Annotated in this window: 15 protein-coding genes, 1 tRNA gene and 2 pseudogenes; 10 read left to right on the forward strand and 8 right to left on the reverse strand. The window is 26.8% G+C overall.

Going from position 1 to position 16,536, the window contains the following annotated elements:
* Window positions 1-52: 52 nt before the first annotated feature.
* From BBA70_RS01625 to BBA70_RS01660, 8 genes are all read right to left on the reverse strand, one after another.
* Window positions 53-137, reverse strand: a tRNA-Leu gene (locus BBA70_RS01625).
* A 183-nt stretch (window positions 138-320) separates the two neighbouring features.
* The gene (locus tag BBA70_RS01630) at window positions 321-1,268 is read right to left on the reverse strand and encodes an ABC transporter permease subunit (protein ID WP_011412595.1); all 948 of its coding nucleotides are present in this window, start codon (window positions 1,266-1,268) and stop codon (window positions 321-323) included.
* A gap of 22 nt (window positions 1,269-1,290) precedes the next feature.
* Window positions 1,291-2,325, reverse strand: a complete 1,035-nt coding sequence (locus tag BBA70_RS01635) for an ABC transporter permease subunit (protein WP_252861531.1) — start codon at window positions 2,323-2,325, stop codon at window positions 1,291-1,293.
* A gap of 278 nt (window positions 2,326-2,603) precedes the next feature.
* Entirely contained in the window at window positions 2,604-3,179 is a 576-nt protein-coding gene (locus BBA70_RS01640) for a transporter substrate-binding domain-containing protein (RefSeq protein WP_252861532.1), read from the reverse strand.
* A gap of 177 nt (window positions 3,180-3,356) precedes the next feature.
* Window positions 3,357-5,030 (reverse strand): arginine--tRNA ligase, encoded by a 1,674-nt coding sequence (gene argS, locus BBA70_RS01645; RefSeq protein ID WP_041639833.1) that lies wholly within the window; start codon window positions 5,028-5,030, stop codon window positions 3,357-3,359.
* A gap of 672 nt (window positions 5,031-5,702) precedes the next feature.
* Window positions 5,703-6,581 (reverse strand): deoxyribonuclease IV, encoded by an 879-nt coding sequence (locus BBA70_RS01650; RefSeq protein WP_011412598.1) that lies wholly within the window; start codon window positions 6,579-6,581, stop codon window positions 5,703-5,705.
* 160 nt (window positions 6,582-6,741) lie between these two features.
* Entirely contained in the window at window positions 6,742-7,695 is a 954-nt protein-coding gene (locus tag BBA70_RS01655; RefSeq protein WP_308495561.1) for a DEAD/DEAH box helicase, read from the reverse strand.
* Entirely contained in the window at window positions 7,695-8,036 is a 342-nt protein-coding gene (locus tag BBA70_RS01660) for a DEAD/DEAH box helicase (protein ID WP_252861533.1), read from the reverse strand. Before BBA70_RS01660 ends, BBA70_RS01655 begins: the two co-directional genes overlap by 1 nt.
* A gap of 184 nt (window positions 8,037-8,220) precedes the next feature.
* On the opposite strand from BBA70_RS01660, the gene BBA70_RS01665 reads away from it, so the two are divergent.
* The 10 genes and pseudogenes from BBA70_RS01665 (at window position 8,221) to BBA70_RS01710 (ending at window position 16,372) form a co-directional block, all read left to right on the forward strand.
* Complete coding sequence (locus BBA70_RS01665; protein WP_041639835.1) at window positions 8,221-8,454, forward strand: hypothetical protein; 234 nt, start codon at window positions 8,221-8,223, stop codon at window positions 8,452-8,454.
* A gap of 354 nt (window positions 8,455-8,808) precedes the next feature.
* The gene (locus BBA70_RS01670) at window positions 8,809-8,949 is read left to right on the forward strand and encodes a hypothetical protein (protein ID WP_252861534.1); all 141 of its coding nucleotides are present in this window, start codon (window positions 8,809-8,811) and stop codon (window positions 8,947-8,949) included.
* Window positions 8,950-9,381: 432 nt separating this feature from the next.
* Window positions 9,382-10,077 (forward strand): glycerol-3-phosphate 1-O-acyltransferase PlsY, encoded by a 696-nt coding sequence (gene plsY, locus BBA70_RS01675; protein WP_011412601.1) that lies wholly within the window; start codon window positions 9,382-9,384, stop codon window positions 10,075-10,077.
* 114 nt (window positions 10,078-10,191) lie between these two features.
* A pseudogene (ligA, locus tag BBA70_RS01680) lies at window positions 10,192-12,206 on the forward strand (NAD-dependent DNA ligase LigA).
* A gap of 69 nt (window positions 12,207-12,275) precedes the next feature.
* Window positions 12,276-13,160 (forward strand): DNA-binding protein WhiA, encoded by an 885-nt coding sequence (gene whiA / locus BBA70_RS01685; protein WP_252861535.1) that lies wholly within the window; start codon window positions 12,276-12,278, stop codon window positions 13,158-13,160.
* The gene (locus BBA70_RS01690) at window positions 13,148-13,294 is read left to right on the forward strand and encodes a helix-turn-helix domain-containing protein (protein WP_252861536.1); all 147 of its coding nucleotides are present in this window, start codon (window positions 13,148-13,150) and stop codon (window positions 13,292-13,294) included. Before whiA ends, BBA70_RS01690 begins: the two co-directional genes overlap by 13 nt.
* Window positions 13,295-13,394: 100 nt before the next feature.
* A complete protein-coding gene (locus BBA70_RS01695; protein ID WP_308495562.1) occupies window positions 13,395-13,670 on the forward strand; it encodes a 4'-phosphopantetheinyl transferase superfamily protein in 276 nt (91 codons plus the stop codon).
* 147 nt (window positions 13,671-13,817) lie between these two features.
* Window positions 13,818-15,160: pseudogene (locus tag BBA70_RS03790) on the forward strand (FAD-dependent oxidoreductase).
* Between the two features lie 180 nt (window positions 15,161-15,340).
* Window positions 15,341-15,949, forward strand: a complete 609-nt coding sequence (locus tag BBA70_RS01705; RefSeq protein ID WP_011412607.1) for a superoxide dismutase — start codon at window positions 15,341-15,343, stop codon at window positions 15,947-15,949.
* Between the two features lie 6 nt (window positions 15,950-15,955).
* Window positions 15,956-16,372: a transcription antitermination factor NusB gene (locus BBA70_RS01710; RefSeq protein WP_011412608.1), complete on the forward strand. Its 417-nt coding sequence runs from the start codon at window positions 15,956-15,958 to the stop codon at window positions 16,370-16,372.
* Window positions 16,373-16,536 lie beyond the last annotated feature (164 nt).

Below are 16,536 nucleotides of genomic sequence, written 5' to 3' on the forward strand. Positions count from 1 at the left end.
TTTTATTTGTTTTATTTTTTCATAGATGTAATTATAAATAAAAATAAATTAATGGTACTGATGGTCGGACTCGAACCGACATGAGTATTGCTCGCTTGATTTTGAGTCAAGTGCGTCTACCATTCCGCCACATCAGCTTTTGTTTTTTTAAATGATAAAAATATCATACTTATATATTATATCAAGTTTTATTTTGATTTTTATTTTTTTCATTAAAATCATAAACCAAAATAATATTTACACGTATGTGCCACCCAAAAAAGACCACATTAGCTAATGGCCTTTTATCAAGTTTAGTTGTTAAATCTTTGGAAAATTATTTATTTATAAATGATATTTTTATTAAATATTTTGTTTAATAAATTAGCAATACTAATGATGCTTAAATAAAAAAAAGATATCATCACAAAAGGAAGAATCGGATTAAAGGTAGAGCCCATATTGCTTTGCGCTTGCCAAGAAAGTTCGGTAATTCCTATAATGGCAAAAAAAGAACTATCTTTAATGTTTGTTATGAATTGTTGGACAATAAAAGGTACTGATCTTTTTAAAGTTTGAGGAAAGACAATAGAGAAAAAAACTTGCTTTTTTTTCATCCCCAAAGAATGAGCGGCTTCAATTTGTCCTTTATCTAAGAATTTAATATTTTGCATTAAAATTACAGTAATGTTTGCTAAAGAATTAATTACTAAAACAAAAAGCCCTGCATATAAACGTTTAATTTCAAAAAGATCTTTGCAAAGATAGCCAATACCATAAAAAACAAGCATTGCTTGGGCAGCTACAGGAATTCCTTTTAAAATAAAAAATAAAGTATCTAAAAAATAAGTTATTCCTTTATTAATGTTAGATATTATTTTATTATTGGATTGAGAGTTTTTAATTAAAATATATAAAGTTGCTAATAAAAAGCCAATAATAAGACTGTCAATGGCTAAAATTAAAGTAGTTTTGAGGCCTTCTAGATAAGATGGAAAAGTTTCTTTGATTTGATACCAAGTAGTATTTTTAGAAAGTATGTCTTTGTTGTTGCCAAAAACTCTTTTTAATCTTGTTTCTGATTCGCCTTCTAATGTTTTTATTTGATTGTCTATTTGGTTTTTTGTTTTAGTTGAAAAATGCCATCCAAATACTGAAAAATGTAACCATATTAAAAATATAGAACTAATTGATAATGTAATAATTTTGAATATTTTTATATTGTTTTCTTTTTGGAAAATATTTTTTAAAAATGAGTTTTTATTAATAAAATTAATGAAATTGTTCACTTCCTTTTCTATTCTTTTTCTTTTATTTTTTCAATTTGTTAATATTTTTTTCTAAAATTTTGCTTAAAAAACCAGTCATACTAATAATTATTAAATAAAAAAAAGATATCATCACAAAAGGAAGAATCGGATTAAAGGTAGAGCCCATATTGCTTTGAGCTTGCCAAGAAAGTTCGGTAATTCCTATAATGGCAAAAAAAGAACTATCCTTAATGTTTGTGATTAGTTGTTGGAAAATAAAAGGCACTGATCTTTTTAAAGTTTGAGGAAAGACAATAAAGAAAAAAACTTGCTTTTGATTCATCCCCAAAGAATGGGATGCCTCAATTTGTCCTTTATCTAAGAATTTAATATTTTGCATTAAAATCATTGTAATACTTGCTAAAGAATTTAGCATCAAAACAAAAATTCCTGCGTGTAAAGGATTTGAACTTCCTTTAAAAAGAAAGGTAATGCTGTAATAAATAAGCATTGCTTGAGCGGCTACAGGAATGCCCTTTAAGACAAAAAACAAAGTATTTATGGAAGTATTTATCATTTTTATTATAGCAACCATCAATAAATTATTTTTGTGAGAATCTAATTTAATATTTTTAATTAAAGTGCATACAATAGCTAATAAAAAACCAATAATAAGACTATCAATGGCTAAAATTAAAGTAGTTTTGAGTCCTTCTAGATAAGATGGAATGGTTTTTTGGGCTTGGATGAAAATGTTTTTTATTGGTAGTTCAATTGTTTCTTTGTTTTCATCAAAAACTTTATCTAGTCTTTCTTTTACTTGTTTTTCTATGTTTGTAATTTGTTTTTCTATTTTCTTTTGATCTTCTACATTAACTTCTTTGCTAGTTTCTTTTAATTCATGAATTTTTTTCTTTAAGTCTATGATGTCTTGGAATTCGCCTTTTTCATCTTTTTCAACTAAATTCAATTCTAACAACGCTTTATTTATGTCTTTTTGTAAATTTGTCATTCTTCTATCTTCATCATTTTTTTTAGGTAAAAATATTCCTAAACCTTGGGGACAAGTAGAATGTTCTAAGTTATCAGAATACACATCAAAATATGTCAAATCTTGATTTATTTCGCAAGCCCATCTAGCTAAACAATTATCTGTTATAAATATATCTGATTTTCCTTGTAAAACATCAGTAAAACATGCAGGCGAACTTGTTAATTCGTTATTTTTGATTACATATTCTTTTTCTTTATTGGTATCTGATTTGATTTTTTCAATTACTGGGATTGCGACAGTATTTAGAAATGTTATAAATTTAATGGGTTTTTCTTTTCCTAAAACTTTTAATTTTTGGCAAAATTCATTATAATTTATTTTTATTTCTTTGATATTTTTTTGTTTTGTTTGTTTCTTAAATCATCAAATAAATCATCAAATCTTTTGTTGTTTTTTACTACCATGCTAGTTCCAGTTTGCATATAGGTTTTAGAAACATCGTATTTTTCTTTTCTTTTGTCTGTAATACTCAAAGACGAAACTGCGATGTCAATTGTTTCTTGCTCTAAGGCATTAAGAAGTCCTGCAAAATCAAAGACATGAAATTCTAATTCTAAATCTTTAAATTTGTCTATTTTTTTTAATTCTTCTGATATATTGTTTATTAAATCAATATCAAAACCTGCTATATATTCGCCATTTACAGCTTTTTGGGCTCCCTTATTTGGCTCTAAAACTTTAAAAACATTAGGAGCAGAATTGTTGTTAACTCCTACTTTTAAAATGATTTTCTTTTTAAAATGTTTTTTTATATGAAAATATCCAAATGTTGATAAATTCAACCATATTAAAAATAAAAAACTAATTAATAATATAGTAATTTTCAATATTTGGGTTTTATTGGTATTTTGGCAAATGTTTTTAAAAAAATGTTTTTTATTAATGAAAATAATCACTTCCTTCTTTTAATTATTGGGTCGTTGTCTGGTTTTTCTTTTTTAGTTTTTTAGTTTTGTGTTGATTTTTTTGTTTTTTCCAAACCAAAATATTTATTTGTAACAAAATAAAAAAAGTCTTTGCAGACTTTTCTTTGGGATTTAATTGTTTTATGATTTTTTTTTTAAAAAAAATTACTACATATTTTCTAAAAAAGGAACTCCTAAAATTCTTAAACTTTCTTTAAGAGTAATAAAAACTGCTTGGATCAATAAAAGATTAGTGTTTGTAGTGGTCTTATCATCTGTTAAAATCTTTTCTTGTGAATATAAAAAGTTAACATTTTGAGTTATTTTTAACGTGTATCTTGCCAAAATGCTTGGCATATTGTCTTTTTGGGCTTTTTGCAAAATTAAAGGGAAATAGTCTAATAATTTTGCTAAAATAAAATAATGGCCTTTTTGATAAATGGTTTTGTCAATCAAGCTTATGTCTAGTTTTTCTTTTTTTAAAAGGGAATTTAGACGTGCTGCTGTGTATTGGAGATAAGGGCCTGTTTGTCCTTTGAATTGTAAAATAGTTTCTAAATTAAAATCAATATCTAGATGTCTATCGTTTTTAAGATCATTAAAAATGATGGCTCCTACAGCGATTTTTCGTGCATTTTGGTTGATATCTGATAAATGAGGATTTTTTTCTTCGATGATTTTTTTAGCTAAAATAGTAGCTTGATTAATTACTTCAATTAAGGTAGTAAATTTGTGATTTCTAGTAGAAATTTTTTTCCCATCCATCAAAACTAAACCAAAATTGATGTGTTTTATTTTGGTGTCGCAGTATCCCATTTTTTCAATTATTTGGGCTAATTGTTTAAAGTAAAGTTTTTGTTCGTTTCCTACAACATATAAAATATTTTGACAATTAAAAGTGTTGTAACGATATTTAAAAGTAGTTAGATCTCTTGTTAAATACAAGTTGCTTCCATTAGTTTTTTTCACTAAGCCAGGAGGTAAATTATCAAGTTCTATAAGTAAAACTTTGTCTTCTTCTTTTAAAAGCTTTTTTTGTTCTAATTCTTCAAAAAGATGAGCAATTTTGTCATTATAAAAAGATTCTCCCAAGTAAAAATCAAATGAAATCCCCAAAATATCATAAATTTTGCAAAATTCTTGTAAAGAAACTTCGCGGAACCATTTCCACAAATCGAGATATTTTTGGTTTTGTTGTTCTAATTGCAAAAAAGCAAAATTGGCTTGTTCGTTTAATTCAGGATTGGTTTTAGCTTTTTGATGAAAAAAAACATATAATTTTTGTAGTTCGTTAATTGGGTCTTTTAGTGTTTTTTCTTTATTACCCCATTTTTGATAAGCTACAATCATTTTGCCAAATTGGGTTCCCCAGTCTCCTAAGTGATTTATGCCCACTACCTTAAAACCTAATTTTTGATAAATATTTTTGAGAGCGTTTCCAATAACAGTAGAACGCAGATGACCAACAGAAAAGTTTTTAGCAATATTAGGAGAAGAATAATCAATGACTATGGTTTGATTTTGATTGGGCGAATTACCATAATTAGTTTGTAATTTGTTGATTTTAATTAATATTTTGTGAGCTAATGAAGCTCTTTTAAGTTTGATATTTAAAAAACCGTTTAAAAAAATTAAATCTTGAATTTCGTTTATTGCGACAATTTTTTTTTTTATATTTTCAAAAATAATATGAGGATTGGTTTTGATTTTTTTGGCATAAGCGAACAAAGGTAAAGAAAAATCAAATTTGTCATTTTCCGGTTGTTCTTGTAAAACTAATTCTTCTAATAAAACTTTTTGGATTGCATTTTGGATTTTGTTTTTGGTGGTTTGTAAAATCATGATTGCATTTCCTTTCTTTTTGGATTTTAAAATAAAAATTGATTCCTGAATGACGATAATAAATGATAAAATAATGAAATTATTAAAAACTTTTTTACTTAATTTTTTTCTTGTTATTTTTTTGATAAACATTTTTGATATTTTAAGATATATAAATATATTTTATAAAACTATTATAGCATTTTTTATATTTTGAAATTCCTAATTAAAATTAAAAAAACAACCCTTTAATTTGCAAAAGAGTTGTTAAATAATAAATTATTTTTTTAATTAGGAAAGCAAATATTTTATCTAGTTTTATTAAAGTTTAGTTAATATTTCTTAAAAAATCAACTTTTAAACCAAATTTTAATATTAAAATTAATAAAATAATACCAATAATTATTTTGATGATACTACGCAAAAAGAAAAAAAATAATCCAATGATGAAAGCAATAATTATCATTTGATAATTGGCACTTAATTCATTCCAAAAAGAAAATGTATTGCTTATAATTTGTTTTTTATCGATGATTTCAAAACCTCACTAATAATTGGTTTTTTTTTTTGATGTTTAACAATATTAAAATTCTAAAATAGTTTTAGAAAATATTTTAATAAACAATAAACACCAATATTAATTATAAGGGATTTTGGTTTTTTTTCAACTTGTTTTAATGATTGGGGTGTTTTTTAAAATAAATTTTTTAATTCAGGGTTAAAATTTTTGGTTTTAATCATTTCAATTTCATGTTTATAAGGTTCTTTTTCGTTGATATAGGGAGTTTCTAAAATTTTAGGGATACAAACAAAAGCGCGATGATAGATAATTTTGAGTAAAGTTTCAAAACCGATTTTGCCAAAACCGATGTTTTCGTGGCGGTCTTTGTGACTATTACATTCGTTTTTAGAGTCGTTAATATGAATTACAGAGACATTTTGAAAGCCTAAAATGGAATCTATCTTTTGGATAATTTCTTCTAAGTTTTCTTTTAAATCATAGCCAGCATCAAAAAGATGACAAGTATCAAGACAAAAAGAAACTCTTGTTTTGTTTTTAACTAGAGTTCTTATTTGTTGCAATTCTTCTAGTCTTTTACCAATTTCAGTTCCTTTCCCTGCCATAGTTTCTAAGGAAATTTGGGTTTTTAAATGTTTAGTTTTTGCAAAAATTAAATCAAGACTTTGAGCAATTAAACTAATTCCTTCTTGGGGATTTGTTTTGAGATAGTTTCCTGGATGCAAAACCATTTTATTAATTTTCATTGCTGCAAAACGTTCTAATTCTTGTGATAAAAAATCAATTGCAAAAGCTCTTTTAGTTTTGTCGGGATTAGCAAGATTTATAATATAAGGAGCGTGTCCTACCAAATTATTTAAAGATAAATTGTTGTTTTGGGCAATTTTTAAAGCTTCTTTAATTTTTAATTCTTCGGTTTTGCTTCTTATCGTATTTTGTGGAGCACCGCTATAAACCATCAAAGCATTAGCACCATAAGAAATGGCAGTTTGGATGGATCCTTGAAAATTATGTGGTTTTTTCATGGCAACATGGCTTCCTAAAAATAACATAATAAAAGCTCCTTATAGTTATTTTTTTAATTAAGTAATTTATTTTTTTGATGGCTTTTGTGATTTGTATTTGTTTTTTTGATTTAAATTTTATTTGAAAAAAAGTGCTTTTGTTTTTGGGGCTTGGTTTTCTTTTTGATTCTTTTTTTATAATTGGGTTTTACTTGTTTGCTTTTATTTTTTTTATTGTTATTGTTTTTTTCTTGGGCTTTTTTTTGGGTTTCATTTGGTGCTTCCAAATTGGAATCTTTGGTAAATTTGTTTTGTTTGAAATTTTTTTTTGGTTAGTTTGGTTGTTTGTGATATTTTTATTTTTTTTATTTGGCTTATAAGCTTTGGTAGTTGTAACAATTTTTGAATTTTGATTTCTTATAAAACCACCTTTGCTTAAAGAGGATTTATGGAAAGTAATTCCTAATTGGATTAATTTATTAATTTTTTCTTTTTCTTTAATTTCTTGGGGATCGTACAAAACAATTATTTCACCTTTTTTTCCCATTCTTGATGTTCTACCACTTCTGTGAAAAAAAAATTCAAGGTGTGAAGGTAAGTTGTAATGGATGACACAAGAAGCATCAAAATCAATTCCTCTGGCTGCAAGATCTGATGCAATTACGTACTGATATTTTAATTTATGAATAGCTTTAAGGCTTTTTTTTCTTTGTTTGACTGATAAATCAGAGTTGTAATTAAGTAATTTGAGACTGTCATTTTGTAAAGTTTGAAATACTAATTCTTGTTCTTTTTTTTCATTGACAAATATGAGTGCTAAATAAGGATTAAGGACTTTGGTTAGATGAATTAAGGTCTGTATTTTACTTGTAGTTGTTTCTAATAAATAAAAAGTACGGTTAAGATTACTTTGATTATAAACATCAATAAAAGTAGATTTGCCAAAATAACGATTAATAAAAGGCTTTAATTGTTCGTTAAATGTAGCTGAAAATAATAAAATTTTGGCTTTAAGATGGCTAATTAAAGGGTCTAGTGAATTTAAAAATAATTCATCAAACATCATATCAGCTTCATCAAGGACTAAATAAGATACATATTTTAAGTTAATTTTTTTAAGTTTAAAAGCGTATTCTAATAACTTATCGGGAGTTGCAATGATTAATGGAGGTTGTTTTTTTCAAAAGTGGTAATTGCTTTTTGTTTATCCATTCCTCTGTAAAGAATTTTGGTAAAATTAGTTTTTTCAATTTGTTTAAACATTTCCCATACTTGAAATACTAAATCATTGGTAGGTACTAAAATAATTGCTTGAGTAAATGTTTTTTGAAAATCAATTTTACTTAATATCGGTAAAAGATAAGCATGAGTTTTGCCTGTTCCTGTAGGAGCAATTCCTACCAGATTACCTGGTTTTTCAAATTGTGAAAAGACTTCTTTTTGGATGGGAGTTAAAGTTTGGAATTGAAGCTGTAATATTTTTTTTTGAATATAGTTTTGCAAGTTAAAAACCTCCTTAAATCATATATATTATATCAGTATTTTTGTAATTTAGAATTATTTTAGTAATAAAATAATTTTGTTGTAATAAATTGTTGAAAAAAACTTATTTCCAGTTAAAATATAAGTAAGTCTTTGACTTTATTATAAATTATAATGACGTATATTAAGGAAAGAAAATAGTGTAATGAAAACAAATAAAAATAATAAGAATAACATTAAAAAGAAAAAACAAAACAATAATGTTTTAAAACAAAGTAATAAATATAATAATAAAATTAAATTAATCAAAGATAATAAAAATGTTAAAACAAATAAAAAAGGTTTTAACTTTAGTTTTTCTAATTTATTAGCTTGGGTTGTTGTTGTTTGTTTGTGTATGAGTTCTGTAGCTTCTATTTTTTTATATTTTTTCAAATAAAGAAATAATTAAAATTTAATCTAAGATATAAAAAACTATTTTCATTAAAAAATAGTTTTTATCTTTATATAAGGGTTTTTTTAGTTATTATGTTTATTATTCTTTTAGTTCTTTTTCTAATGTTTCTTTTTCTTGGGGAGATAATTGATCTTATTTTTTTTATAACGATTTTTTGCATCTTTTTTGTCTCTTTTTGATCACGTATGTTCTATTTTGATTTTTTTTATTTCTTTTTCTAGATTGGATTTTACTCACCTTATTATTGTTATACCTTTTTTTACTTTATTTTGCTTCAAAAGGTTTTTTTGAGTTTAGCTAAGTATCATCAAAACAACAACTACGATAGGCTCCTTAGTGGACCTGCAGATTCAAAGTAAAACAAAACAAAGAGAAAGTGAAGATTATTTGGATTCATACAGAATTGATTATAGCGAAGAAAATAAAGAAAAACTAAAAACTATGAAAGCAAGAGAAATAATACTTTATGCTGTTTAATTATTTCTTGCAAAATATTAGTTTTTCCAACTTTTCTTCTACAATAAATTTTTGTAACTATAAAAATTTTCTCCTTAATGAAAATTGCAAAACATACTTATTATTATAATGTTTTTTTAAAAAAATAACAAATAAACTTTGTTACAAATTAACTTTATTTTATTAATATATTTAACAATTCCCTATTTTCAATCTTTTTTTATCTGACAATTTTATTTAATTTTGACAACCAAAAACCTCATTATATTAAAAGAAAAGTAAGTTTTGTGGTAAAATTATATAGTAAATTTTTTGTTTTATAAAAATATAATTATTAATTTTTTTATAAAACAAAAAACTAAATTAACAACAAATACAAATAATAATTACAACTTAAAAACTCATTAAATAAATGATAAATTTTTGAAACAATAAATGAAATGAAGGTGCAAAATGAAAAAATTATCGTTTTTATTTTTATTTTTATTTTTTTATATTTTGGGGTCAATTCCTACAGGATTAGTTATCGGAAAATTGACGCAACAAAAAGATTTGCGCAACAAAGGTTCTGGCAATATTGGAGCAACTAATGCTTTTAGAGTTTTGGGGAAAAAATGGGGAATATTAGTATTTTTGTTAGATTTTTGCAAAGGATTTGTGCCACTTACAATTTTTTTGCATTTCTCAGAATTTTGGCCAACAGAACCATCCACACAAACTTTTTTACAACCTCATCTCACAATGAAAATATCTCTTTTGGCGATATCTCCTATTTTAGGACACATGTTTTCTTTATTCAATAAATTCAAAGGCGGCAAGGCAATTGCAACTTCGGTAGGCATTATCACTTCTTTTAATCCTTTGATTGGCATTTCTGGTATCATTTTTTTTGCTATTTTTTTAAGACTTTTTGGTTATGCTTCATTATCTTCAATTATGGCAAGCACTTTAGTTAATATTTTTTTATGGCTAAATTATTTGTATTGCGACAATTTTGGAACTTTGGTACCAATTCAAAACCAGATCCAAAAACCAGAATTATTTTACTTTTCGATCAATTTTGCTACCTTAATTATTATAGCTAAACATTATTCTAATATTTTACGCCTTATTAAAGGAACAGAAAATAAATTTAATTTCAAAAAATAAACAGCATCAACACAAAATATTTTGAAAAAACAAACATCTAAATTAAAACCTAAAAAAACCAACTAAAAAACTCTCAACCAAAAACTACTTTTATTTATAAAAAGGTGCAAAGAAATGCAAAATTGTGATCCAATCAAACAAAAAATTAAATCATTGGTAAAACAACTCAACAAAGCCAATTACCAATACTATAATTTAAGTGATCCCGATTTAAGCGACCAACAATACGACGCTTTAATCAAAGAGCTAATCAATTTAGAAAACCACTATCCCCAATTTAAACTTCCTTATAGCCCCACTTTAAAAATCGGTGGTTTTGTAGAAAAAAATTTAGCACCATTAAACACAAAACTCCAATGATGTCTTTGGCAAATGTTTTTAATATTGAAGAACTCAAAGCTTTTTATGACCGCATTGTCAAAAAAATTCCTACTTTTTCTTTGTTAACTGAATTAAAAATTGACGGCGTAGCGATAAGTTTAAAATATCAAAAAGGCATTTTAGTGCGAGCTTTAACAAGAGGAAACGGCATTTGGGGCGAAGATGTTACCAAAAACGCCCAGACTATCAAAACCATTCCTTTAAGATTAAATGAAGACCTTGATTTAGAAGTTAGAGGAGAAATTTATTTATCCCACCCTGATTTTGAAAAACTAAACGCCCAAAGAAAACAAGAAAACAAACCCCTTTTTTCCAATCCCAGAAATGCTGCTTCAGGAACTTTAAGACAACTTAATTCGGCAGTAGTGGCTAAAAGGAATCTATCTATTTTTGTTTATGGTATTGCAGATCCTTATTTGACCAAACCCACCCAAAAAGAGACTTTGGTTTTTTTAACTGCTTTAGGATTTGCCACAAACCCCCATCATTATTTCGTCTCTAATTTTGAAAATTTGCTTAGTGTAATTGAAAAATACAAATCCATTAAGGAGCAACTTACCTACGATACTGATGGCATTGTCATTAAAATTAACGAGCTTGTCTTTCATTCTTTAATAGGTGCCACTGCCAAAGCTCCCAGATGGGCAACTGCTTACAAATTTGCAACTATCACAAGCCAAAGCATAATTCAAAACATCATTTTTCAAGTGGGACGCACTGGTGTTATAACTCCAGTTTGTGAAATTATGCCTGTTATGGTAGATGGAAGTTTGGTCTCAAAAGTGTTTTTACACAATTATGACTACATTTGCAAAAAAGATATCAGAATAAAAGACCATGTCATAGTTCATAAAGCAGGCTCGGTTATTCCTGAAATTTTAGAAGTTATCAAAAGCAAAAGAACTGATTTGCAAAAACCCACTTTAATGATCGAAAAATGTCCTTCTTGTAAAACAATTTTAGAAAAACAACCAGGCGGAATTGATTATTTTTGCCTCAATCCAAATTGTCGCGAGCAAAAAATCCAAAAACTCATTCATTTTGTATCTAAAAATGCTATGGATATCAATGTTTTAGGAGAACAAACCATCATTACTTTTTTTGATAAAAATCTAATTACTAAACCTTCTGACCTTTATTTATTGAAAAACCACCAGCATATTTTACAAGAAATTTCAGGCTTTGGCGCTAAAAAAATTACTAACATTTTGGATGCAATCGAAGCAAGCAAGCAAAAGGGATTTGAAGATGTTTTGTTTGCTTTAGGCATCAAACATATTGGTAAAAAAGTCTCTCAAGTTTTGGCAAAATATTTTCAAACTATCGAAAATCTCCAACAATCCACATCAGACACAATTACTCAAATAAGAGAAATAGGAATCAAAATTGCTCAAAGCATCCAACAATATTTTTCCAATTCTTGTAATTTAGAAGAAGTCACCAAACTCAAAAAACTAGGAGTTTCTTTTCAAAGTACTAACTCCCAAAAACCAACTACCCAAAATATTTTTACCAACAAAAAAATTGTTTTAACAGGAACTCTACAAAAATATTCCCGCCTTCAAATCCAACAAATCTTAGAACAAATGGGAGCAATTATAACTAACAGTTTATCTTTGAAAACCAATTATTTAATAGTTGGCATCAATGCTGGTTCTAAATTAACCAAAGCCCAAAAACTCCAAATTCCTATTATCGAAGAAAAAGAATTACAACAAATTATAGAAAATAACCAAATTAAATCATAAAAAAATTACCGTTATTTTTCCCAAAACTCAAACCATAAAACAAATAAAAACAAATCCAAGAAGGTTCCAATGTCTTTTAACATTAAAATCAAAGAAGAAATTGCTTGTCAAAAATTCTTGCACATAGAAAATTTTTTTGAATTGACAGCTTTATTACATTTTGGCTGTGAATTAGAAAAAAACCACCAAAAAACTTTATTGTGGTTCCAAACCAAAAGCATCAAAATTGCTAGGCGTTTTCTGATTTTAATCAAAACTTTTTATCCTGATACTAACTCTTTTTTGATGACTAGCAAAGAATATAATTTACCGCATTTAAAAAGCATTCATGTAGGAATTGAAAAAGACATCCCCTTAATTTTAGAAAAACATCATTTTTTTACTCAAAATTCAAGCGTTTTTTTACCTTTGATCAAAAGCCAAAAATCCAAAAAAGCATTTTTAAGAGGTATTTTTTTATGCATAGGTTTTGTAAACGATCCTAAAAAAACTAATTATCATTTAGAATTTTTTCACAAAGACAGCAATAAAATTGAATTAATTAAAACGTTGATGCTTCATTTTGGTCTTAATGCCAAACAAATTAATCACAAAAAAGGTTTTTTAGTTTATTTGAAAGAATCTCAAATGATTATTGATTTCTTAAGGTTAATTGGCGCTTTGGAAATGGTTTTTCAGTACGAAAAAACAATAATTCAAAAAGACTTAAACCACATTATTAAATCCTCTATTAATTTTGAAATCTCAAATGAAAAAAAAATTCTTACTTCTGCCAATTTACAATTAAAACAAATTAATTTGATTGAAAAATACTTTCAAACCCCAAACCTCAAACCCAAAAATACAAATATAAAAAATCTCAAAAGCAAAAAACAACTTCCCAACCTTGAACCCAAATTATTGCAAATCATGTTATTAAGAAAAAAAACCACGACGCAAGTTTGCAAGAATTAACTCAAAAATATTATCACAAACACAAGCAACAAATCACCAAATCAGGATTAAATTATTATTTTCAAAAAATCAAAAAAATAGCTTGTGAAATCGAAACTGCCCAAACTTTGGCACCATATAAGGAAAAAAAATGAATATGGAAAATATTGGCATAGATTTAGTTGAAATTAAAAAATTAAAAAAATAGGTAAAGACATTTTAGCAGCAAGGATTTTATCCTCAGAAGAACACCAAATTTATCAAACCATACCAAATACCCAAAGCCAACTTACCTTTTTAGCAGGAAGATGGGCTTCTAAAGAAGCTCTTTTTAAAGCTTTTCAAAAACCCTCAAAAATCAATCCTACTTGCCAAAACTATTGCAACTGGTCTATTCTTAACGACAAAAACGGAGCTCCTTATGTGAAAAACAATACATGCGACACTTTTTCCAACCCCATTTTAATTTCCATCACTCACACTGATAATTACGCCTTAACTCTTGTTATTGTAAAAAAATTGCTACAATAGCGCTCCATAATCAAATTCGTTTTTTGATTATCCCTTGATTTTATTTATTTTGTGGGGTGTTTTTTAGGTATAATTAAAAAGTGTATAGTAAAAATAAACTTAAATAAAAAAACAAAGAAAAAATCCAAAGGAGTTAATAACAAAAATATGAAAGTTATCGTTGTTGGTTGTACTCATGCAGGAACCGCTGCAGTAAAAACAATTAAAAAAAACAATCCCCAAGCTGATGTTGTTGTATATGAAAGAAACGATAATATCTCTTTTCTTTCTTGTGGAATTGCCTTGTATGTTGGAGGAGTTATCAAAGACAGTCTAGGGCTTTTTTATTCAAATCCTGATGAACTGGTAAGTATGGATGTTTGTACCAAACTTAAACATGAAGTATTAAAACTAGATTTTGACAAAAAAGAAGTTTTAGTTCAAAGTTTAGAAACCGGCAAACAGTTTAAAGAAAAATACGATAAATTAGTAATTGCTACTGGTTCTTGGCCTGTTATTCCTCCTATTAAAGGAATTGATTGTAAAAATGTTTTAATGTCTAAAAACTTTGATCATGCCAAAGATATTATTAATTACAGCAAAAATGTTAATAAAATCACAATAGTAGGTGCTGGCTATATCGGAATTGAATTAGCTGAATCATTCGCGGTACAAAAAAAGAAGTAGTTTTAGTAGATGCAGAAGATAGAATTATGTTTAAATATTTAGACAAAGAATTTACAGATGTAGCTCAGAAAACCTTAACTGACCACGGAGTTACACTAGCATTAGGACAAAAAATAGCAGGATTCAAAACTAAAGATGGTTTAGTGACTCACGTAAAAACTGATAAAAACACCTTTGAGACCGAAATGGTAATTATGTGTATCAGTTTTAAACCTAACACCCAATTATTTGCTCATCATCTCGAAACATCCTTTAATGGTGCTTTAGTTGTTAACGAATATATGCAAACTTCAGACCCTGATGTTTATGCTTGTGGCGACTGTGTTAACGTTTATTACAATCCTACCCAAGAAGTAAAATATATGCCTTTAGCAACTAATGCTATCAGAATGGGAACACTTGTAGGACTTAATATTAAAAAACCTTGCATAAAATATTTAGGAACCCAAGGAACAAGCGGTATTAAAATTATTGATTTGAGCATTTCTTCAACAGGAATTACTGAAAATGTAGCTAAAAACTTAGGTAAAAACTATGGCACTGTTACAATCAAAGATGCTAACAGACCTGAATTTATGCCTGATTATGATGCTGTAATGTTAAAACTTGTTTTTGATAAAGACACTCGCAAAATTTTAGGAGGACAAATTGTTTCTCGCGTTGATTTAACTGAAAAAATGAATACTTTAAGTGTTTGTATACAAAACCAAATGACAGTAGAACAACTTGCTTTTGTTGACTTTTTCTTCCAACCCCATTTCAATAAACCTTGGGGATTGCTAAATTTAGCAGGACTTAAAGCTTTAGAAGTTAAGTCTCAATAACTATTACTCAAAATACCAAATGCGCGAAAAAATAAATTGGATAAAAAAACATAAAAGACAAAAAACATCGTTTGTTATAATTGTAGACAGTGTTCTTATTCCGTTTTATCACAATTCAAACCCCCATTCCAACACACTACCTCAAAAAATCTTTTCATCAACCATTAAAGGAGCAAACAAATGAACTTTACTCTACCTTCTATTCTTTATCATTATAACGCTTTAGAACCTTTTTTTGACACCCAAACTATGCAATTACACCATCTCAAACACCATCAAAAATACATTAACAACCTCAATGATGCTCTCCAAAAACACCCTCAACTAAATTTATCTTTGGAACAAATGCTAACTGATTTATCGTTAGTACCACAAGATATCAGACAAACAGTTAGAAACAATGGAGGCGGACATTTTAATCATTCTTTTTTTTGGACAATTTTAAAAGTAAATAATGGCAACACTCCTCAAGGATTATTAAAAGAAATGATTGTCTGTGAATTTGGTTCTTTAGAAACTTTCAAAGACAAATTTGCTAACACTGCTAAAACCATTTTTGGAAGTGGTTGGGCTTGGCTTGTATTAACCCCACAAAAAAAACTTTCAATTACTTTTACTCCTAATCAAGATGTAGTTCTAAACCAAGGAACTCCTCTTTTAGGCCTAGATGTTTGGGAGCATGCTTATTATTTAAGTTATCAAAATCGTAGAGTTGATTATATTGAAGCTTTTTTTAGTGTATTAAACTGGGAAAAAGTAAAAAATAACCTCACTCAAGCATTAAAATAATTTACCATGAAACGTCCTCCAAATAAAAAAGAATCGCGTTTATTACGAATTGAATTGATGAAATTATTATATCAATATGATTTTTACCAAAATAATTTGACTTTGTCACAAACAAATACCAATCCCATTTTTACTTTTTTTCAAAAAATTATTACTAAGCTTAAATTTATTGATGAAATTATTACCAAAAGTTTATATGATTATAAAATAAATCGCCTTAACAAAGTAGACAGAGCAATCATTCGCCTAGCTACTTATGAATTGTTAGAAACAAACATTTCTCACGCCATTATAATCGATGAGGCAATAGAAATTACCAAACAATTCTGCAATTTAAACGATGAAAAACAACATAAATTCAACAATAAATTATTAGATCAAATATATCGACAATTACAAATGTATAAAAAACTTATTACCTAATTGAATTTAAAAACTACCCAAATAATAAATAATTTTTTAAAGACCTTTCTAATTGAAAGGTCTTTTTTTATTTTTTTTGTATAGCGCATCTATAAATAATTATGAAAAATTCACAATAATTCTATACCAAAATTAAAACAAAAACTTTAAAATAACAAGTTTAT

The sequence above is a fragment of the New Jersey aster yellows phytoplasma genome, assembly GCF_002554195.1.
Classification (GTDB): domain Bacteria; phylum Bacillota_I; class Bacilli_A; order Acholeplasmatales; family Acholeplasmataceae; genus Phytoplasma.